General features: G+C 55.5%; 16 protein-coding genes. 15 read left to right on the forward strand and 1 reads right to left on the reverse strand.

Going from position 1 to position 20,690, the window contains the following annotated elements:
• The first annotated feature begins 45 nt into the window (after nt 1-45).
• The gene (locus KGP26_RS11230) at nt 46-1,050 is read left to right on the forward strand and encodes a LacI family DNA-binding transcriptional regulator (protein ID WP_223499242.1); all 1,005 of its coding nucleotides are present in this window, start codon (nt 46-48) and stop codon (nt 1,048-1,050) included.
• Between the two features lie 84 nt (nt 1,051-1,134).
• On the opposite strand, the gene KGP26_RS11235 is transcribed toward KGP26_RS11230, so the two are convergent.
• Nucleotides 1,135-1,653: an Hcp family type VI secretion system effector gene (locus KGP26_RS11235; protein WP_021178406.1), complete on the reverse strand. Its 519-nt coding sequence runs from the start codon at nt 1,651-1,653 to the stop codon at nt 1,135-1,137.
• Between the two features lie 760 nt (nt 1,654-2,413).
• On the opposite strand from KGP26_RS11235, the gene tssB reads away from it, so the two are divergent.
• The 14 genes from tssB to tssM are packed head-to-tail and all read left to right on the forward strand — an operon-like array spanning nt 2,414 to nt 20,677.
• Nucleotides 2,414-2,911 (forward strand): type VI secretion system contractile sheath small subunit, encoded by a 498-nt coding sequence (gene tssB / locus KGP26_RS11240; RefSeq protein WP_223665433.1) that lies wholly within the window; start codon nt 2,414-2,416, stop codon nt 2,909-2,911.
• Between the two features lie 27 nt (nt 2,912-2,938).
• Nucleotides 2,939-4,420: a type VI secretion system contractile sheath large subunit gene (gene tssC / locus KGP26_RS11245; protein WP_223665434.1), complete on the forward strand. Its 1,482-nt coding sequence runs from the start codon at nt 2,939-2,941 to the stop codon at nt 4,418-4,420.
• A gap of 6 nt (nt 4,421-4,426) precedes the next feature.
• Nucleotides 4,427-4,867: a type VI secretion system baseplate subunit TssE gene (tssE, locus tag KGP26_RS11250; protein WP_021178403.1), complete on the forward strand. Its 441-nt coding sequence runs from the start codon at nt 4,427-4,429 to the stop codon at nt 4,865-4,867.
• Nucleotides 4,867-6,681: a type VI secretion system baseplate subunit TssF gene (gene tssF / locus KGP26_RS11255; RefSeq protein WP_021804825.1), complete on the forward strand. Its 1,815-nt coding sequence runs from the start codon at nt 4,867-4,869 to the stop codon at nt 6,679-6,681. The genes tssE and tssF overlap by 1 nt, the downstream gene beginning before the upstream one ends.
• Nucleotides 6,645-7,697 (forward strand): type VI secretion system baseplate subunit TssG, encoded by a 1,053-nt coding sequence (gene tssG, locus KGP26_RS11260; RefSeq protein ID WP_021804824.1) that lies wholly within the window; start codon nt 6,645-6,647, stop codon nt 7,695-7,697. The genes tssF and tssG overlap by 37 nt, the downstream gene beginning before the upstream one ends.
• Before the next feature lie 25 nt (nt 7,698-7,722).
• A complete protein-coding gene (gene tagH / locus KGP26_RS11265) occupies nt 7,723-9,027 on the forward strand; it encodes a type VI secretion system-associated FHA domain protein TagH (protein WP_021804823.1) in 1,305 nt (434 codons plus the stop codon).
• A complete protein-coding gene (tssJ, locus tag KGP26_RS11270; protein WP_021178399.1) occupies nt 9,024-9,530 on the forward strand; it encodes a type VI secretion system lipoprotein TssJ in 507 nt (168 codons plus the stop codon). Before tagH ends, tssJ begins: the two co-directional genes overlap by 4 nt.
• Nucleotides 9,531-9,532: 2 nt before the next feature.
• Entirely contained in the window at nt 9,533-10,879 is a 1,347-nt protein-coding gene (tssK, locus tag KGP26_RS11275) for a type VI secretion system baseplate subunit TssK (protein WP_021804821.1), read from the forward strand.
• Nucleotides 10,879-11,646: a type IVB secretion system protein IcmH/DotU gene (gene icmH / locus KGP26_RS11280; protein ID WP_021178397.1), complete on the forward strand. Its 768-nt coding sequence runs from the start codon at nt 10,879-10,881 to the stop codon at nt 11,644-11,646. The genes tssK and icmH overlap by 1 nt, the downstream gene beginning before the upstream one ends.
• Before the next feature lie 9 nt (nt 11,647-11,655).
• Nucleotides 11,656-14,259, forward strand: coding sequence for a type VI secretion system ATPase TssH (tssH, locus tag KGP26_RS11285; protein WP_021178396.1), 2,604 nt, complete (start codon nt 11,656-11,658; stop codon nt 14,257-14,259).
• Nucleotides 14,256-15,038, forward strand: a complete 783-nt coding sequence (locus KGP26_RS11290; protein ID WP_021178395.1) for a helix-turn-helix domain-containing protein — start codon at nt 14,256-14,258, stop codon at nt 15,036-15,038. Before tssH ends, KGP26_RS11290 begins: the two co-directional genes overlap by 4 nt.
• 2 nt (nt 15,039-15,040) lie before the next feature.
• A complete protein-coding gene (gene vasI, locus KGP26_RS11295; protein ID WP_024529709.1) occupies nt 15,041-15,706 on the forward strand; it encodes a type VI secretion system-associated protein VasI in 666 nt (221 codons plus the stop codon).
• A 5-nt stretch (nt 15,707-15,711) separates the two neighbouring features.
• The gene (tssA, locus tag KGP26_RS11300) at nt 15,712-17,112 is read left to right on the forward strand and encodes a type VI secretion system protein TssA (RefSeq protein WP_179249860.1); all 1,401 of its coding nucleotides are present in this window, start codon (nt 15,712-15,714) and stop codon (nt 17,110-17,112) included.
• Nucleotides 17,113-17,143: 31 nt separating this feature from the next.
• Nucleotides 17,144-20,677, forward strand: a complete 3,534-nt coding sequence (gene tssM, locus KGP26_RS11305) for a type VI secretion system membrane subunit TssM (protein WP_223665435.1) — start codon at nt 17,144-17,146, stop codon at nt 20,675-20,677.
• The last annotated feature ends 13 nt before the right edge of the window (nt 20,678-20,690 follow it).

A 20,690-nucleotide genomic window follows, 5' to 3' on the forward strand; every position in this document is an offset into this window, starting at 1 on the left:
ACCTTGCCATGGTACAAAATGAGATGTTCCAACCAGGAGTCACACTTGGCGGCCGATCGACCACTGAAAGCGACGCTAGAGAGCGTCGCAGCGCTTGCAAATGTCAGCAAAATTACCGTATCCCGCGCGTTCTCGCAGCCGGACAAAGTCCACCCCGATACGCTCGATCGCATCCTCAAGACGGCGGAGAGTCTGGGGTATGTGATGAACACCGCCGCACGCAATCTGCGGGCTAAAGCAAGCAAAACGATCGGCATCGTCAACCCTGATATGGCCAACCCGTTTTTTGGCGCGCTCACCCGGCTGATGACGCTGGAGGCGCAGAAAGCGGGCTACGATACGCTGGTGTTTGACTCTTATGAGTCGCAGGAAAATGAAAACCGCATTATCGACAAGCTGATTGGCTACAACGTGGATGCCATCATTTTATCGGTGATCTCATCGGACCGAAACTATACGCCCGGCTACCTGAAAAACCTGGAAAGGCTCGGCATCCCGGTGGTGCTGGTCGATCGGGAACTGGATGGGGCGTTTTGCAGCGGCGTGTATATCGACAATCTGGACTGCGGTTTACAGGCGGGGCGTTATCTGCTGGAGCAGAACAGCCAAAAGGTGGTGGTGGTTTCCGGGCCAGAGGATTCCAACGTGGCCAAAGAGCGGGTTACCGGGCTGATTGCTGCGCTGCAAGGCAAGGTGGCGAGCCTGGAGATTATCCATGCGGATTTCTATATGGATGCCGCCCTGCGCGTGACCAACGAGTATCTCGATCGCCAGCCGCCGCCGGACTATTTTGTCGGCTGCAATAACCAGATCTCGCTAGGTATCATCAAATCCTGTGTCGATCACCGTTTGGCGCTGATGAAAGACGTCTCGCTGTTCGGTATTGATGAAGTCTCTAATGCGGCAATTTACGGTTTTAATTTCCCCTGTATTTCCCACGATCTGCATGAAATCGCCTGGCAGGCGTTGGGGTTGGCTATCCGCCGGGCCGTCGATCACCATATTAAACCGGGTAAAGTCATTGTCAGAGGCAAGCTGATTGGCGGCTAGCCGCTGGCCATCGAGCTTGGTGGTAGGCGGAAATAAAAACAGCCAATCTTTCGATTGGCTGCTTGGGTGAAGCTAAGGCTGGCCTTAGGCTTCGATTGGGGCACGCCAGTCGTCAGAACCCGAAGTCCCGGCGGTGGTGTGTTCCCAAGTGATTTTACGGTATGCCAGTGAAACGCGAACCAGTTGAGTGAACTCAGCCTTGGTTGGATCCTGGCAGTGTGGCATTTTGCAGTCGATATCGATGATGGTGGCATCTTCCAGTTTGGTGGTAAAGAAGTGCTCTTGTTTACCTTCGATCGAGGTGCGGTACCATTTCAATTCAACCGTTGGCAGCATTTCGCCAGAGGCCAATGCGTTATACAGCAATGGAACAGCTTTGTTATAAGCCACAGTGAAGCGGAATGGCTTATGTGCACGCTGCCCTGATGGCTGGCCAGACTGCGGATCGGTTGGTACGGTAACGATATGTTCAAATTCCTGAACCAGCATCTGGTCTTCGTGGCCTTGAACAAAGATGTTACCGACAGATTCAGCGGTAAATGCGCTGGCGGTAATATTACCCTGGGTTTTCCCTGTGATAGAGATATAAGCTGGAGTTGGCATCTTAAAGATCCTTGTCAGTTAGCTTGGTATTAACTCAATGCTAGTCACACCGACTAGCCGATATTAATCGACCTCGAATGTCACTTGCCCCACTTCTCACTTCGGCCATCACTATAATCGGGACTTTCCCTAGTGCCAAGCCACTCACAAATTTGCAATGTTTATTGGTATCGTTAATGGGATAAAAAATTATAATATTTGCATTATTGGTGTTTTATGCTGGTTTAAATATTGATGGTAGTTATGGTTTATGTCTTTATCATAATTAAAACAATTACTTTATTTTTCAACTTGTTGTTTTTAATGAATTTATAAATTTTTGTGAAATTATTTTTTATGATCATAAGCCGAAAGTTGCTCTTGCCAGGTGATAAATTATTAGGAAGCTTAGTAAAGAAAAATTTATGGACTTTTACCTGTCAGATCGAGGACGATACATTCAGTGAAGCTATGCTAATGCAGGAAATGTCCAGCTTCGTCGGAAGCCGTAAACTGATTTTTCGGGCTTTTTGATATTATTTAGGATAATTCGCAGGCTTTTGCGGAATATGGGAAAATTCCCATATTTACGTGCGAAATAGGATTACTCCTGGACCTCAGTGCGACATAAACGAAGGTATTTAGTTTTACGGTGATAGATTTGCTATCTGAATGGATGGTGCTAACTCTATTAGCATGGATGATATCTGAATGTCATTTTCCGGTGCTCATTCAACAAACATTAGCTGGTATTCCCTTATTGTGACTAAAAGGACGAGTGATGAGTAAGAATAATCAAAGCAGTGTTGCCCCCAAGGAAAGGATCAACATTAAGTACGTTCCTAACACGGGCGATCAAACCTCTGAAATTGAACTGCCACTGAACCTGATGGTGGTTGGCGATCTCAAGGGGGTTCGTGAAGACACCCCGATTGAAGAACGTCAGGTCGTTTCCGTCAGCAAGAACAACTTCAACGCGGTGATGAACGAAGCCAATATCAACCTTTCGTTCACTGTACCCAATCACCTGGAAGGCGAAGGGAAAGAAGAGATGCCGATAACTTTGGCAATCAATTCCCTCGACGATTTTTCACCGGATAACGTGGCGAAAAACGTCCCTGAACTGAAAAAAATTCTGGAACTGCGGGAAGCGCTGGTCGCCCTGAAAGGGCCTCTGGGCAACATTCCTGCCTTCCGTTCTCGTCTGCAAGATCTCCTGGGCAATGAAGAAATGCGTGAGCAGTTGCTAAAGGAACTGGACATTCTTAATCAGAAATAATTGAGACGGAAAGAGGGAATTTTACGTATGTCTTTACATGAAGAAAATGCGGTTTTAGCTGCCGAACCTACCAGTACCACTTTCCTGCTTGACGAGATCATGTCTCAGACCCGCATGATGCCGGGTAATGATGGCTATGACGTCGCCAAACAGGGCGTGGCTGCATTTATCAGCAGCATTCTGGACACCGGTACCAACGAAGAACCGATCAACAAGCTGTTGGTCGACAGAATGATCATTGAGCTGGATAAAAAGCTCAGTGCCCAGATGGACGAAATTCTGCATGCCAAAGAATTCCGCGAAATCGAATCCTCCTGGCGTTCACTGAAGCTGCTGGTGGATCGCACCGATTTCCGTGAAAACATCAAAATCAACATCATGCACGCGACGAAAGAAGAGCTGCTGGAAGATTTTGAGTTCTCGCCGGAAATTATCCAGTCTGGTTTCTACAAGCACGTGTACTCATCCGGTTACGGCCAGTTTGGCGGCGAACCTACCGCAGCCATCATCGGTAACTATGCGTTCAGCAATAGCGGACCGGATATGAAGCTGCTGCAATACGTCAGCGCCGTTGGGGCCATGGCACATGCGCCGTTCCTTTCCAGCGTTGCGCCGGATTTCTTTGGTATCAGCAGCTTTACCGAACTGCCTGCCATCAAAGACATGAAGTCAGTGTTCGAAGGGCCAGCACACACCAAATGGCGTGCGCTGCGCGAGTCGGAAGATTCCCGCTATCTGGGCCTGACCACGCCACGTTTCCTGCTGCGTTTACCGTATTCCACCGTTGAAAATCCGATCAAGAATTTCAACTACTACGAAGACGTCAGCAAGGATCACGAACACTTCCTGTGGGGCAACACCGCATTCCTGCTGGCCGCCTGCCTGACAGACAGCTTCGCCAAGTATCGCTGGTGTCCGAACATCATCGGGCCACAAAGCGGTGGTGCAGTGCACAACCTGCCGGTTCACCTCTATGAGGCGATGGGCCAGGTACAGGCGAAGATCCCGACCGAAGTGCTGATCACCGACCGTCGTGAATTTGAGCTGGCGGAAGAGGGCTTTATTACCCTGACCATGCGCAAAGGCACCGACAACGCGGCCTTCTTCTCGGCCAACTCAGTGCAAAAGCCGAAGGTATTCCCGAATACCCATGAAGGCCGGATGGCGGAAACCAACTACAAGTTGGGTACCCAACTGCCGTACATGTTCATCATCAACCGCCTGGCTCACTACATCAAAGTGCTGCAGCGTGAGCAGATTGGTTCGTGGAAAGAGCGTCAGGATCTGGAGCGCGAGCTGAACATCTGGCTCAAGCAATACATTGCCGATCAGGAAAACCCACCGACCGATGTCCGCAGCCGCCGCCCTCTGCGTTCTGCTCAGATCCAGGTTCTGGATGTCGAAGGGGATCCGGGCTGGTACCAGGTGGCGATGCAGGTGCGTCCACACTTCAAATACATGGGAGCCAGTTTCGAGCTCTCGCTGGTTGGTCGTTTGGATAAGGAATAACAGGCCATGGCTGCGCTTCTTAATTGGGAGCGAGGAAGTTCTGCCAGCTTGTTTGAGCGTATCCAGGGGAAGGGCTTAGGCCCTTCCTCACATAGCCGTGTTCAAGAGCTATTAATCTCAATCAAGCAGCATTTGAACGAAGTCCTCAATTCGCGCCCCGGAGCCTGCCAAAGTGCTGCAGGCCTGGGGGTTATTGATCTCAATGATGCCACGGCAACCACGTCTGATTTCCGTAAGAGTATTGAGCAGGCCATCAAGGAGTGTATTGAACGCTACGAGCCAAGAATTTCCGAGGTTGCCGTTCAATCCCTGGTGGATCAGGGGGACCCACTGTTATTGAGTTTCCATATCAGTGCTCAAGTTGATTTCGACAATATCGGCGATGTGGTTGAGTTCAATATCCAATTGGACAGCAACCGCCGTTACTGCCTAAACCAGGAAGCATAATGTCGTTCGAAAAGTACTTCAGGGATGAGCTGGATTACCTCCGGCAATTAGGGCGGGATGCCGCAATCGAACGGCCGCATCTTGCTGCCTTTTTATCCGAACAGGGTTCCGATCCGGACGTTGAGCGCCTGTTGGAAGGCTTCGCCTTTCTGACCGGCAACCTGCGCGAAAAGATCGATGACCAGTTTCCGGAGTTGACACACGGCCTGCTGAATATGCTGTGGCCGAACTATTTGCGGCCAGTGCCCAGCATGACCATCGTCGAATACACGCCGAACAGCAGTGCACTCACTGAAGCGACGTTGATCGAGCGCGGTAGCCAGATCGAGAGCGTCCCGATTGCGCAAAGGGCGGAACGTGGCGCGTTGCAAAACGACAGCGAAACACACGGCCCCCAGTGCAGCTTCACGCTGTGCCGGGATGTCTGGCTGTTCCCGATGGGTATCCAGGATATCGCCGTCAACAACAGCAACGAACAGGGGATATTGAGCATTCACTTCGGCGCCAAGGCGGAGTTGAACGTGCAGGAAATGCGGCTCGATAAACTGCGTTTCTATCTGGGTGAGGACGGTTACACCAGTACCCAGCTCTATTTCTGGATCAGTCACTATTTCGAACGGGCCGACCTGGTGGTCAACGGCATTACTATCCCGATGCCGGACTTTGATTTCAACCCGGTGGGCTTTGAGCGCGAAGATGCGCTATTGCCTTACCCGAAAAACGCCTATGTCGGCTACCGTATCCTGCAGGAGTATTTCTGTTTCCCGGAAGGCTTCCTGTTCTTTGACGTGGCTGGGGTGGTGGATTTCCCCGCGCATCTGAAAGCCAGCGAGTTCACCCTCAATCTGCATTTCTCCCAGCCATTGCCTCCTGAGGTCAAGATACGGCCAACCACCCTGCGCCTGAACTGCACCCCTGCGGTGAACCTGTTCAAACGCGATAGCGAGGCGATAGCCCTGGATGGCACACAAACCGAATATCCGCTGTGCGCCAGTTACCATCATCCTGAACGCTACGAGATTTTCTCGATCGATCGCGTAGAGAGCTGGTTAAGTAAAGATCCCAAAGGCAGCGGGCGGGGGCAGGCCAGAAGCTATCCGGCGTTCGAAAGTTTCCATCATCAGGTGGAACCTGCGCAGGAACGCAACATGCTCTATTACCGCCTGCGGGTGAAAAACTCGCTGTTCCGTAAGGGCTTTGAGCATTACATCTCCTTTGTGCGCAGTGATGAGACGGAGGTAGCGCTGTCGCAAGAAAACGTGTCGGTCAGCATGACCTGTACCAACCGCGAATTACCGCTGGCGCTCCGCGTGGGGGATATCTGCCAACGGACGCAAGCAGGCCCGTCCTTTGCCACCTTCCGTAATATTACCCGGCCTTCGGTACCGCTGTATCCGGTGTTGGATGGCAGCCTGCAATGGTCTTTGTTGTCCAATATGTCATTGAACTACATGTCATTATTGGACAAGGATTCGTTAAAACAGATCCTGCAAACCTATGATTTCCCCAGCGTACACAACCGGCAATCCGCTCGGTCGTCGCAAAAAAAACTGGACGCGATTTCGCGTATCGAAACCCAGCCGATCGACAGGTTGTTCCGGGGTTTACCGGTCAGAGGTCTGCAAACCACCCTCTGGCTGGAGCAAAGCGCTTTTGGTTCTGAAGGTGAGCTCTACCTGTTTGGTACGGTGTTGGCACGCTTCTTCTCCCTGTATGCCAGCGTCAACTCGTTCCACCTTTTGAAAGTCATCAATCTTGATAATCAGGAATGTTACCAATGGCCGGTACAGACGGGTCAACATGCATTGATGTAAGCGCGGGTGAAGGCGTACCGCCTGAGCCAGTGCTGGATGTGTCACGCTATAACTTTTACCAATTGGTCGAGTTGCTCAACCAAATGGCGGTAGCGTGGCAAAAATCCCCGGGTTCATCCAGGCCAGCCGATGAGGCAATCCGCTTTAAATCGACCGCCAGCCTGGCTTTTCCAACCCGTGACGTGATCGCGTTGGAGACTTCCGCTCGCGGCCAGTTTGAGCTGGAAGTTTCTTTCCTTGGGTTGCATGGCAGCCAGTCGCCGTTGCCCGGTTATTACCTGGACTCGTTGGCCTGGGAAGATGCCCAGAACGAAAACCGCCTGACGGATTTTCTCAACGTGTTCAACCACCGGCTGTTAACGCTGCTGCATCAGATTTGGCGCAAATACCGCTACTACATCTGCTTTGACGAGGGCGGTAACGATGATGTCTCGCAGCGCATGTTTGCGCTAGTGGGATTAAGTAACGAGGCGATCCGCAAAAAACTGCGTATCCACCACGGCAAAATGCTGGCCTATGCCGGCTTGCTGGCCAGCCCTGGGCGGGCACCGGAAGTGATTTGCAGCCTGGTGGCACACTGTTTCAACCTGGCGGATGTGACGCTGCAAAGTTGGCAGCTGCGCAAGGTCAAAATCGCCCCGGAGCAGCAGAACCGCCTGGGCGGCAGGGTGAAGGTCAGCGGCCAGAAATACCAGGGGAAATCGGTGCTGGGCGTCAATTTCTCGCTGGGATCGCAGGTGGCGGATCGCAGCGGCAAATATCAGTTGTGCCTTAACCAACTGACGCGTGAACAGTTCTTGTCATTTTTACCTAACGGGGAGAATTACGAGCCGTTAGAGATGTTTGTGGCTTTCATTATGCGTGACCAGTTTTCGTGGGATTTACGCCTGGGTCTGGCAGAGCAGCAGGTGGGCGGCATGATCCTGGGGACAGAACAAAACAACCTGCTGGGCTGGACCAGCTTCCTCGGGGAACCCGAGCAACAGCCCCACGTAACCATCAGCGTTATGGAATGACAATCAAGATTCAGGAAGAGAGATCATGGATAAACAGCAACCGACGCTATCATTGCGAGTCGTCAATAGCGACAGATTGGAAAGTGGCAAACCGGCCAGCAGCCTGTTTAATGCACAGGGTGGGGTGGTGGGCAGTGACGGCAGCCATCATTGGTCTATTCAGGATCAGGGCGGCAATATCAGCCCTTCACAGTTTGCCATTGAATGGCGGGATGGGTCCTTTTGCCTGCGGGTGCTCAACGGTGCGGTGAGTATTAACCAGTCGATGCTGACGGCAAACTCCGGTTTGGTGCGCATCCAGCAAGGTGACGAGATCAGCGTAGGCAACCTGGCCATCAAGAGCCATATCAGCCGCTCGAACGCCGATATGATCGATCCGCTGATGGTTTCGCCGGAATCGCTGGTCTCCAGCTACAGCAACCCGCTGGAAGCTATGATGGAAGGAGGCAATGCGCAGCCTTCCCATCATGAGCAGGACAACCGCCTGGCCGCCACGGTCGCCAACGGTTTCAGCCACGACCCGCTGCGGGTATTGGAAACCGAAAGCCTGACGATGCACGAACCTCTGAGCACCCTCACCGGTGCCGATCAATCATTACAACAGGATCGCTACCGCGATCCGCTGTTCTCTTCTCCACTTTCTGATATCACCAAGGACAGTGCCATGGATCAGGAGTTTATCGATCTGCCGCAAATCAGCAGTTTTCTTTCCGGCCAGCAGGCACCGTCAGACAGCAAGATGGAACAGCAGCACGTGGCGATCACGCCGCTGATGCGGGGTTTTGGCGCGCAACTGCCAATCCGCAACAGCCAGGAGGCCAATGACTTCCTCGAAGAAGCCGGTAAAACGCTCAGGGCTGCCATTGAAGGGTTATTGGCTTTGCAGCGCAGCCAACACGGCCTGCGGGACAAACATCTGCGCCCAATCGAAGATAACCCGCTGCGTCTGAATATGGACTACGACACCACGCTCAGCCTGCTGTTTGCCGATCAAAAAAGCCCGGTCCACCTTTCCGCCCCGGCGGCGGTGGCCGAGAGCCTGCATAACCTGCGCCTGCACCATCAGGCCAACCAACAGGCGATTGCCCAGGCGTTGAGCACCATGCTGGAAGCCTTCTCCCCAGAGCGACTGCTGACGCGCTTTAGCCATTACATGCGCAGCAACGAGCGCCAGGAACAAGACTCCGCCTGGGCCTGGGAAATGTACAAAAACTACTACCAGGAATTGGCCTCCAGCCGCCAGCAGGGCTTCGAAAAGCTGTTTGGCGAAGTGTATGAACAGGCTTACGACCAGGCGCTGCGCCAGGGGATGAAGGACAGCGAACGATGAAAGGTGGCAGAGGATACTTTCTGACGACTGCGCTATGCCTGGTGCTGATGCTGTCAGGCTGCACGATATGGAAAAACAAGAAGCCGGAGCGCGCTACCGAGCAGCCTTCTACGCTGCGGTTGACGCTGCTGGCGGACGCGAATATCAACCCCAATGAGAAAGGCGAGGCCGCGCCGACCGAGATTGCGGTGGTGTACCTGAGCGATGATTCCAAACTGCTGGCCGCCGACTACGACCAGCTCGACACGGAAATACTGAAGAAAACGCTCAGTAAGAACTACATCGACCATCAGGAATACACCCTGCTGCCGAGCCAATATAAACCGTTACCCGCTATTGAGCTGGAAGAGAAGACCCACTATCTGGGGGTGATTGCCTACTATGCCGACGTTGATCGCGCTGAATGGAAAAAAATCATCAAGATCAAAGATGTTGGTCATAACTACGGCGTGCTGATCCACGTTAAAGCGGATGAAATCGACTTAAGGAAAGAGGAAGAATAACCATGCCGACCAAGAATCGGGTGATCTGGCGCGAAGGCCTGTTCATTAAGCCACAACACTTTCAACAGCAACAAAGACATAACGATTACCAGCTGCAGCGCCGTATCACCGCGCTGACCAATTACACCTATGGCTTCCACTCGCTGCAGATCAATCAGGAACTGCTCAAGCTGGGGCGTATCGGCTTGACCAACGCCAGCGGCAGCATGGCCGATGGCACGGTGTTTGATATTCCTTATCAGGATTGCGCGCCCAAGCCGTTAGACGTACTGAACTGCAACGATGCCGCCAGCCGCGATATCTATCTGGCGTTGCCGATGCTCAACGACACCATCAATGAGGTTGCCAGCCCGCACAGCCCACTGCCTGGGGCGATCCGCTACGCCGAACATACCGATGACGTGCGCGATTTGCATACCGACGGCGGCGATGTCAGCCAGCTGCTGCTGGCCCAGTTGGCACCGCGTTTGATGCAGGGCTCCGAAGATCTCAGCGCCTATTCCGTGCTGCCGGTCTGCCGCATTAAAGAGAAGCACCCGGACGGCTCGCTGATCCTGGATGAAGAATTTATTCCTACCTGCACCACTCTGCACGCCTCCGTACAGTTGAAAGACTTTATGGATGAAGTGGAGGGTACCTTGGTGGAGCGCGCCCGGCTGTTGGCCAAACGTATCGGTTCGCCGGGCCAGCAGGGGATTGCCGACGTGGCCGAATTCATGATGCTGCAGGTGTTTAACCGCATGCAGCCTTTGTTCACCCATCTGTCTCATCAGGCGGTGCTGCACCCACAGGATTTTTATAGCCACCTGGTGCAAACCTGCGGCGAATTGCGCACCTTTACCGACGAATCACGACTGGCAGGCAGCTTCATCGTTTATAACCATGACAACCTGACCGATTGCTTCCAGCCGCTGTTCCTGGCGATGCGCCAAACGCTCAGCACGGTGCTGACACCGCGTGCTATCTCGGTACAGCTGCATCCACAGCCTAACGGCATTCGTGTGGGGACGATCAACGATAGCGATCTGTTGCGCAGCGCTGACTTTGTGCTGGCCGTTCGGGCGCAGATCCCGCAGGAACAGCTGCGGCGGCAATTCGTGCAGCAAACCAAGATCACCTCGCTGGAGAAAATCCGTGAGCTGGTTAGTCTGCAACTGCCTGGTGTACCGCTGGTGGCGCTCTCTGCCGCCCCGCGTCAGCTGCCTTACCATTCCGGCTATACCTACTTCATGTTGGATCGACAAAGCCCGACCTGGAAAGAGGTCCTGCAAAGCAATGCGATTGCCTTCCACGTTTCGGGTGACTTCCCTGAACTGGATATGCAGTTCTGGGCGATTAGGAGCAGCTAATGAAAATGCATGCCGTCACGGATAACCCCGCGCTGCCCGAAACGGAAACCGTCACTTCGTATCGGCAATATCAGCTCCCGCTGCGCGGCGAGAGCCTGAATGCGATGGTGGACGCCGCCACGCCGTTACTCGGCATGGTGCTGCGCTTGAAAGACATGGAAAACCAGCCGCTGCCAGACCAGCTTTATCAGCAGGTGGTAACGGATATCCGCGCCATTGAGCAGTTCCTGCAAACCAAAGGCTACGAGCCAGGGGCGATCGTTTCGTTCCGCTACGTGCTTTGTACTTTTATCGATGAGACGGCGTTAGGGCACGGTTGGAATACGCAAAATGGCTGGTTGCAGCAGTCCTTGCTGGTGCATTTCCATAACGAAACCTGGGGCGGTGAGAAGGTGTACGTCCTGCTGGAACGCCTGATGGGCGAACCCAAACGTTATCAGGATCTGCTGGAGTTCATCTACCTGTGTTTCTGCCTGGGTTATCGCGGCCGCTACAAGGTGACATTGCAAAACAGCGATGACTTTGAACGGCTGTTCCGTCGGCTGCATCACCAACTGCAACAGCTGCGCGGTGAAGCGCCTGCGACCGTCTTGCACCAGAAACAAAGCCGCACCGGCGGGCGTTATTACCTGAGTAAACGGTTGACCATCAAGCACCTGCTATGGGGTGGCTTAGGCCTGTTGACGGTGATTTACCTGTTCTATGCCATCCAGTTACATGGACAGACTCAGGATATTTTGCAGCAGCTAAACAATTTATTGAGCTAGGAAGCACAGATGATTCAAATTGACTTGCCCACGCTGGTAAACCGCCTTAATCCCATCGCCCGCCATGCCCTGGAGGCCGCGGCGGCGCACTGCGTCAGCCTGCAGGAAGCGGAAGTGACGGTCTCGCAGGTATTAATGCAGATGGTCGCCAGCCCCTTAAGCGACGTCAGGGTGATCCTTAATCATGCTGGCGTGGACACTGACGCATTGCGTGAGTCACTCGATCAACGTATTTCCGGCTATCAGTCGGTCACTCAGGCTTATCCCAGCTTCTCACCTTTGCTGGTGGAGTGGTTGCAGGACAGTTGGCTATTGGCGTCGGCCGAAATGGATCACAGCCAGCTGCGCGGCGGGGTGATGTTACTGACCTTACTGCTGAGCCCTATGCGTTATCTCACACCGGCGGCCAGCCGGTTGTTATCCCCGGTGAATCGCGAACTGTTGCGCCAGAACTTTGCTGATTGGACCGCCGATTCCGCAGAAGCCCCCCGGGTAGCGAAAGCGGGCGATAAAACCGCAACTGCCGCCGCCAATGGCGAAAGCCTGCTGGCGCGCTATGCCAGCAACATGACCGAACAGGCCCGTAAAGGGACGTTGGATCCGGTGCTGTGCCGCGATGAAGAAATCGACCTGATGATCGATATCCTGTGCCGCCGCCGCAAGAACAACCCGATCGTGGTGGGTGAGGCAGGCGTGGGTAAAAGCGCTCTGATCGAAGGCCTGGCGCTGCGTATCGTGGACGGCCAGGTGCCGGAAAAGCTGCGCAACAGCGAACTGATGACGCTGGATCTCGGCGCGTTGCAGGCCGGTGCGGCGGTAAAAGGCGAGTTCGAAAAGCGCTTCAAAGGGATCATGGCGGAAGTTGCCCAGTCGGCCACGCCGATCATCCTGTTTATTGATGAAGCCCATACGCTGATCGGCGCGGGTAATCAGCAGGGTGGCCTGGATATCTCTAACCTGCTGAAACCGGCGTTGGCGCGCGGTGAGCTGAAAACCATCGCCGCCACCACCTGGAGCGAATACAAAAAGTATTTTGAGAAGGATGCCGCGCTGTCGCGCCGTTTCCAACTGGTGAAGGTTTCTGAGCCGAGTGCCGAAGAGGCCACGGTGATCATGCGCGGCCTGCGCACCATCTATGAAAAGGCGCATGGCGTACTGATCGACGATGAGGCGTTACAGGCGTCGGCGGTGCTCAGCGATCGCTATCTCTCTGGCCGCCAACTGCCGGACAAGGCTATCGACGTGCTTGATACCGCCGCCGCGCGGGTGGCGATCAACCTGACTTCGGCACCGCGTCAGGTATCGGCACTGAAAACGCAGCTGCACCAGCAGGCGATGGAAATCCAGATGTTGGAGCGTGAACAGCGCCTCAACCTGAGCCAGCCGGATGAGCGTTTATCGGTGTTACAACAACAGCGCGCTGAGATCGAACAGCAACTGGCGGACCTGAATGCCAGTTGGCAAACCCAGCAGCAGTTGGTGCAGCAGATCATCGCCCTGCGGGCAGAGCTGCTGACGCAGGAAGAAAACGCGACGGAAGAACAGGTTATTAATCTGGCTGCGCTGGGTGCCGAGCTGGAACAACTGCAACAGCATCAGACCCTGGTTTCTCCACACGTGGATAAACATCAGATCGCGGCAGTGATCGCCGAGTGGACCGGCGTGCCGTTAAACCGCCTGTCGCAGAGTGAACTGTCGGTGGTCACCGAGCTGCCAACGTATCTTGGCGAGCAGATCAAAGGCCAGGAAACCGCGATCCACTGCCTGCATCAACATCTGCTGACCGCCAGGGCCGATTTGCGCCGTCCGGGTCGCCCAATGGGTGCTTTCCTGCTGGTGGGGCCAAGCGGCGTGGGTAAAACCGAGACCGTATTGCAGATCTCCGAGCTGTTGTACGGCGGGCGCCACTATCTCACCACCATCAACATGTCCGAGTTCCAGGAGAAACACACCGTTTCGCGCCTGATCGGCTCACCGCCAGGCTATGTGGGCTATGGCGAAGGTGGCGTGCTGACTGAAGCCATCCGCCAGAAACCCTATTCGGTGGTGCTGCTCGACGAAGTCGAAAAAGCCCATCCCGACGTGCTCAACCTGTTCTATCAGGCGTTCGACAAGGGTGAACTGGCCGACGGCGAAGGCCGCATCATCGACTGCAAGAACGTGGTGTTCTTCCTGACCTCCAACCTGGGCTATCAGACCATTGTCGATCACGCCGAACAGCCGGAACTGCTGGGCGAACTGCTTTATCCCGAGCTGGCGGCCTTCTTCAAACCGGCCCTGCTGGCGCGTATGGAAGTGGTGCCTTACCTGCCGCTGGGCAAGGACACGCTGCAAACCATCATCCACGGCAAGCTCAAACGCCTGGATAACCTGCTGCGCCAGCGCTTTAACGCCGAAGTGGTGATTGAGCCTGAGGTGATCGAAGAGATCCTGCTGCGCGCCACCCGTGCCGAGAACGGGGCGCGCATGCTGGAGTCGATTATCGACGGGGCGTTGCTGCCGCCGGTTTCCCTACTGCTATTGCAAAAAATGGCGGCAGGTACGGCAATCAGCCATATCCGCATTGCCACGGAGGGAAATGCGTTTACCGCACAGGTCGAGGAGGCGCTATGAGGCAACGGCTGAAATGCTTACTGGCGCTGCTGGAAAACGATTCGGTCGAGCATTTGGTCCATGGCTTTTTGACGCTGGATCACCACCGTCACGGGTTCGACGGCTTGATGGTGGCGATGTTCAACGCCAGTGAGGGGCAGTTGGAATGCCTCCGCCTGTCTGATGCCAACCGGCGCGCTACGGTGAAGCTGGAAGCCGATATCGAAGACACCAACCACCCCTTGGTGCGGGTGCTGCGTAATGGCGCGCCCGAAGTCTGGTACGCGCTCAATCGCGGGGTGCGCATCGAAGATGACGGCTTTCGCGGCTTTATTGAGGCGTTGCCCAACGGTTGCAGCATGTATGGCGTACCGCTGTTTGATTTTCAGGGGCGGGCCTGCGGGGTGATTGCGGTGTTTGCCGAGGATATCGATCGATTTGTGGACAGCCGGGGCATGTTCTCTATCTATTGCCAGATTTTTCAGCACCGCCTCAACAAGCTGCAAGAGGTGGAGCATCTGCGATCGCAACTGGTCCAGCTGCGATCGATGTTCAAGGTGCGTGAAAAACAGTTGGATGAGCTGATGGTCTCGCTGAGCACCTCCGACGTTTCCACCTCGCCAGAGCTATCACGCGATTACAGCAAGATAGATGACCTGTCTAGCGCGGTGGAGGCGTTTGAAGCCGCGGTACTGACGCAGCGCCAGCGTCTGTACGGCAATGACAAAAACCGCATCGCCGACAGCCTGGGGATCACGCCGCGCACCCTGGGTTACAAGTTGGCGAAATACAGGTGTTAGCTATGAATACGTGGTTATTGATCGGTTCGTTACTGCTTTCCGGCAGTAATTCAGCCACCGAGTGGCTAAGCGGCCTGTCGCTGTCGCAGCCTGAAGGAGATGCGCATCAGTTGGCGCTGCTGATGAACTGCCGCAGTGAAAGCTCGCCGCTGGTACGTCTGGACTGTTACGACAACGCGTTGTCAGCGGCCAGCGGCGACAACCCTGGTCAGGTACAGGCCGGGCCAGCCTGGCAGCGAGCCATGGCGCAGGAAAAAGGCCGCCGCGATCACTCGACGGCATTCCTGATAAGCGAAGGGCAGGGCAACAACCCGCAGGTGGTGCTGACCACGCCAGCGATTGGTGTGCCACCACCGCGGCCGGTGCTGATGCTGAGCTGCATCGACAACATTACCCGTTTGCAGATCGCCTTGGTCGGTCCGCAAAAAGACGGTGCGGTGACGCTAACGGCGGATAGCGATCGGTTTAACGTGCAGTGGTTCCTGCGTGAAAACGGCTATCTGCTGGAATCCAGCCGGGGCCTGGCCGGTATTGATGAGATCAAGCGGTTGATGTCGGCGCAGACGCTGACGATCGACGGTACCAACGGCGGGTTACCCCGTCTGACATTTAATATTTCGCAGTTAACGCCAGCGCTGAAACCGCTGCGTAACGCCTGCCACTGGTGAGGACTATGGATAGCACGTCACAACATCCCTGGCATGCATTATTGCTGACACCGCTGACGCCCGAGCAGACCGCCAAGGCGTTGGCCGATGACGATCCGCAATGGGAGCATATCGACAGCCAGATGGTCAAAGTGGGTTCGCTGACCCACAGCTCGCTGAATATTGATGACCTTCAGCAGCAGGCGATGGCTCTGCTGTCGCAAAAAAGCAAAGACTTCCGTTTGGTGGTGCACCTGCTGCGTACCTTGCAGCACGGCGGCGAACCGAGCGACCTGATGCTGGCGATCTCCTTGCTGACCGCCTACGTGCAGAACTTCTGGACCAGCGCCTGGCCGTTGAACCCGCTGCATAAGCGCCGCTTTGCCCAGCAGATCCTCAAGCGTTTTGACAGCGCCAGCGGCAGCTTTAGCCAACGGGCGACGGATGCCCAACGCCAGGATGTGCAAGGTTTGCTGGCACATCTGGCCCAGGTCTGGCACAGCGACGAACCGGCCCTGGCGAAAGAGGTGGATAGCCTGCGAACCAGCTATGCGCGGTTGCCTACTCGCACCGTTGAACCGGTGGTTGAGGAGGAAGAACGCCCTCAGTCTGGTGCGGCATCGACATCAGCATCAGCCTCTGCCAGCAGAACGATCAGCCCCAGCCTGAGCATTGATAGCTCCAGCGATAAAGCCTGGCGGCAAACGCTGCTGAAAATGGCGGATTTGCTGTGTGAACTACACCCCGAGGCTGCCATTGGTTTCCGCCTGCGTCGCCATGCCCTGTGGGGCAGTTTGACCGCGCCACCGATAGCGCAGGCCGATGGACGCACGCCGCTGGCAGCCGTTTCTGTCGATCGCATGGCCGATTATCTGGGGCGCGTGGCCACTGCGGATCTGGCCCTGTGGCAACAGGTAGAACAGAGCCTGGCGCTGGCCCCTTACTGGCTGGATGGCCACGCGCTTTCGGCACAGATCGCTATTCGGCTGGGATACGCAGGGGTTGCGCAGGCCATACGCGACGAACTGAGCGCCTTTATCGAGCGCATGCCGGCGTTAACCACCCTTTACTTTACCGATATGACGCCATTCCTCTCCCCTGAATCTGCCAGCTGGTTACAGCAGGATACGGGTGCCAAAGGGGGAGGTCACACTATTGAACAGGATGAAATTTGGCAATGCTATCAACAGCAAGGACTGGAAGCCGCGTTACAGATGATCGATCGGCAATCGCAGCAAGCCGAACCCAGGGACCGTTTTTACCTGCAATTGCTCAGCGCCCAGTTACTGGAAAAAGCGGGGATGACGGCGCTGGCACAGCAGCACTACCACAACCTGTTGCAGGTGGGGCAGCAAGTGCAGCTAAGCGAATGGGAACCGGCGTTGATCGCCTTGCTTACAGACAAGCAGCGGCAGCTCAAGCCGTGATGGCCAGGGAAGGGAACAGGAGCGTTAACGCATGAAATTGCCCTCATTTATTCATTTTGCCAGACCGGCCGTTCCGCGCATCAAAGCCTCGGTGCCGGTGGTGCTGGCGCTGTTGGCCTGTATCGGCTTGATTTGGGTCTGGATTTACGGGCCAGAATGGAAGCTGAAGGATTACCAACCGTTCGAACCTTTGCTTAGCCGCTGGTTGGTGACTGCATTGGTGGTGCTGCTGGCGGTGTGCTGGCTCACCTTCAAAATGGTGCGGCGTTTACAGCAGTTGGAAAAGCTGCAGCTGCAGGCCAAAACGCAGGTCGACGATCCGATCCTGGCCGATATCGAACAGCAGGACCAGTATCTGGGCGTCTGGAAGCAGCAGTTGCAACGGCGGCTGAATACCCCGGCTTATCTCTATCGCCTGCCTTGGTACATGGTGATTGGCACCCGCAACAGCGGCAAAAGCACCCTGATCAAAGAAGGCTACAAGCTGACCGAAATCGCCAGCCCGGAACTGACCAGCGTGGAAGACGCCGGTGAGTTGCGCGTGCGCTGCTGGCTGGGTGAACAGGCCGTACTGATCGATCCGGCAGGTGAACTGATCGAGCAGCCAACGCTGTCCATAGTGGGCAAAGCGGCGCTCAATAGCCGCCTATGGCAAAGCCTGCTGAACTGGCTGGTTGAACACCGTAAACGCCAGCCGCTGAACGGCCTGATCCTCACCGTCGATCTGCATCAGTTGCTGACGGCGAACAAGGCTCAGCGCGAAAACATGGTTGCCAGCCTCCATCAGCGTTTGCAGGATGTGCGCCAGGCGCTGCATAGCCAGCTGCCGCTGTACGTGGTGTTTACCAAACTGGACCTGCTGTACGGGTTTGAAGCGATGTACCAGACGCTGGATAAGGCGCAACGCGAAGCGGTGCTGGGGGTGACATTTAGCCTGAACGCCGCCGAGCCGGAGGTGTGGCGCAAAGAGTTGCAGCAGTTCTGGCAACAATGGATCGCCCAGTTGAACGGCGCGATGCCAGACATGATGCTCAACGGCGTTGATGCCGGGCAGCGTAGCCAGCTGTTCAGCTTTACCCGCCAGATGCAGGGCCTGCAAGAGTATGTGGTGCAACTGCTGGAGGGGATCCTCTACAGCGGCGATCATCAACAGCCGCTGCTGCGCGGTATCTACCTGACTTCTGCCCAACAGCGCGGACAGATGGATGACGTGTTTACCCAGTCTGCCGCCGTGCAGTATCACCTGTCGCCGCAGGCCTTCCCAACCTGGCCGGTCGCCGAAACGACCCCGTACTTCACCAAAGAGCTGTTTAATCAGGTGTTGCTGGCGGAACCGAATCTGGCGGGCGAAAACGGTCTGTGGCTGCGTAACTCCAGAAAACGCCTGATGGTGTTCTCCTGCGTGGGCGCCGCGGTGGCGTTGACGCTGTGGGGTTGCTGGCAATACTACTATCAGAGCAACTACCGTGCCGGACAAGAGGTTCTTGCCCAGGCCAAAACCTTCCTCTCCATCCCAACGCCTAAGGGGGACGATCGCTATGGCAACCTGCAGCTGCCGTTGCTGAACCCGATCCGTGACGCCACGCTGGCTTATGGCAACTACCATGAGCGCAACAGCCTGTTGGCGGACATGGGCCTGTATCAAGGCAACAACATCGGCCCTTATGTGGAAAGCACCTATCTGCAGCTGTTGCAGCAGCGCTTTGTTCCGGCGTTGATGAGTGGCCTGTTGGAGCAGTTGAATGCTGCGCCTCCAGGCAGCGAAGAGAAACTCGAGATCCTGCGTGTGATGCGCATGCTGGAAGACGGCAGTGGCCGCAACGTGGCGCTGGTGGAACAATTTATGGGCGACCGCTGGAGCCAGCAGTTTAACGGCCAGCGCGAAGTGCAACAGCAGTTGATGGGCCATCTGGACTATGCGCTCAAGCACACCGATTGGCGTGCCGCGCGGGAAAGTGGCGATCAGGTTGCCATCAAGAACTTTATCCCTTATCGCCAGCCGATCCAGCTGGCACAGCGCGAGTTGAGCAAGCTGTCGATTTATCAGCGGGTGTACCAGAACCTGCGCATCAAGGCACAGGAAGCACTGCCTCCGGCCCTGAACCTGCGCGATCAGATCGGTGCCAGCTTTGATGACATCTTTATCTCCAACAACGATCGCCTACTGGTGGTGCCGCAGTTCCTGACGCGCAACGGTTTGCAGAACTACTTCACCAAGCAGAATGACCAACTGGTGGATCTGACGGTGATGGACAGCTGGGTGCTGGATCTCAGCAAAAACGTCGAGTATAGCGAGGCGGATCGCAAAGAGATCCAGCGGCAGGTGACCGAGCAGTATATCGGTGACTATACCGCCACCTGGCGTGCGGCGATGAATAACCTGTCGGTCGGTGAGTTTGAAGATCTGCCGCAGGCGATCAGCGCCATCGAACAGGTGATCAGCGGTGAGCAGCCTTTCCGCCGTGCCTTGCAGACGCTGAGTGATAACACTCGGCTGCCTGCGGTGCCTGACGCGTTGCAGGGTAAAGAACGCCAGGAGCTGATGCAAAAATCCGATTATCAACTGCTGGGCCGCATCAATCGCGAGTTCGCGCCGGAAACTGCCGTGCTGGTGGAGAACGGTGACAAAGGCAGCGTGCTGCAAAGCGTCTACCAAAAGCTGACCGAACTGCACCGTTACCTGCTGGCGATCCAAAACTCACCGGCACCGGGTAAAGCGGCCATGAAGGCGGTACAGCTGCGCCTGGATCAAAACAGCAGCGACCCGATCTTCGAAGTTCAGCAGTTGGCGAAAAACCTGCCGGAACCGCTGAACCGTTGGGTCGGGGATTTGGCCGAGCAAGCCTGGCGCGTAGTGATGATGGAAGCCATCCAATCGTTGGAAGTCGAGTGGAACGAGACGGTGGTGAAGCAGTATCACACCTACCTGGCTGGCCGTTACCCGTTCGATCCTAAGTCGCAGCAGGACGTGCCGCTGAGCGAGTTTGAACGCTTCTTCGGCCCGAAAGGCACCCTGGACAGCTTCTACCAGCAGAACCTGAAGCCGTTCGTGGATAACAACCTGAGCAGCGGCAGCGACGGGCAACTGTTAATCCGCCCAGACGTGCTGCAACAGCTGGCTCAGGCGCAGAAGATCCGCGAAACCTTCTTCTCGGCACAAAACGGCCTGGGTACCCAGTTCGCCATCGAACCGGTGGTGCTGAGCGGCAACAAACGCCGCAGCGTGCTGAACCTGGATGGGCAGTTGCTGGATTACGCCCATGGCCGTAGCAACATGGTGCATCTGGTTTGGCCTAACTCCATGCGCGCCGGGGTAGAAAGCAAGGTAACGCTGGTTCCGGATGAAAACGGCAAGTCTCCACGCAGCATCACCTTCAGCGGCCCTTGGGCACAGCTGCGGCTGATCAACGCCGGTGAGTTGACCAACGTCGGCACCAACTCGTTCGATGTCCGCTTCAAGGTGGACGGCGGCGAGATGACCTACCGCATCCATGTGGATGAGTCCGACAACCCGTTCGCTGGCGGTCTGTTCAGCAAGTTCACTCTGCCAGACACGCTGTATTAATCGTTGTTATCCC

The organism is Serratia sp. JSRIV002 (assembly GCF_019968725.1).
Taxonomy (GTDB): domain Bacteria; phylum Pseudomonadota; class Gammaproteobacteria; order Enterobacterales; family Enterobacteriaceae; genus Chania; species Chania fonticola_B.

Bases quoted from the DNA above. Each gene is read 5' to 3' on its own strand.
- KGP26_RS11235 (WP_021178406.1), bottom strand. From the start codon at position 1,653: ATGCCAACTCCAGCTTATATCTCTATCACAGGGAAAACCCAGGGTAAT.
- tssB (WP_223665433.1), top strand. From the start codon at position 2,414: ATGAGTAAGAATAATCAAAGCAGTGTTGCCCCCAAGGAAAGGATCAAC.
- tssC (WP_223665434.1), top strand. From the start codon at position 2,939: ATGTCTTTACATGAAGAAAATGCGGTTTTAGCTGCCGAACCTACCAGT.
- tssE (WP_021178403.1), top strand. From the start codon at position 4,427: ATGGCTGCGCTTCTTAATTGGGAGCGAGGAAGTTCTGCCAGCTTGTTT.
- tssF (WP_021804825.1), top strand. From the start codon at position 4,867: ATGTCGTTCGAAAAGTACTTCAGGGATGAGCTGGATTACCTCCGGCAA.
- tssG (WP_021804824.1), top strand. From the start codon at position 6,645: ATGGCCGGTACAGACGGGTCAACATGCATTGATGTAAGCGCGGGTGAA.
- tagH (WP_021804823.1), top strand. From the start codon at position 7,723: ATGGATAAACAGCAACCGACGCTATCATTGCGAGTCGTCAATAGCGAC.
- tssJ (WP_021178399.1), top strand. From the start codon at position 9,024: ATGAAAGGTGGCAGAGGATACTTTCTGACGACTGCGCTATGCCTGGTG.
- tssK (WP_021804821.1), top strand. From the start codon at position 9,533: ATGCCGACCAAGAATCGGGTGATCTGGCGCGAAGGCCTGTTCATTAAG.
- icmH (WP_021178397.1), top strand. From the start codon at position 10,879: ATGAAAATGCATGCCGTCACGGATAACCCCGCGCTGCCCGAAACGGAA.
- tssH (WP_021178396.1), top strand. From the start codon at position 11,656: ATGATTCAAATTGACTTGCCCACGCTGGTAAACCGCCTTAATCCCATC.
- KGP26_RS11290 (WP_021178395.1), top strand. From the start codon at position 14,256: ATGAGGCAACGGCTGAAATGCTTACTGGCGCTGCTGGAAAACGATTCG.
- vasI (WP_024529709.1), top strand. From the start codon at position 15,041: ATGAATACGTGGTTATTGATCGGTTCGTTACTGCTTTCCGGCAGTAAT.
- tssA (WP_179249860.1), top strand. From the start codon at position 15,712: ATGGATAGCACGTCACAACATCCCTGGCATGCATTATTGCTGACACCG.
- tssM (WP_223665435.1), top strand. From the start codon at position 17,144: ATGAAATTGCCCTCATTTATTCATTTTGCCAGACCGGCCGTTCCGCGC.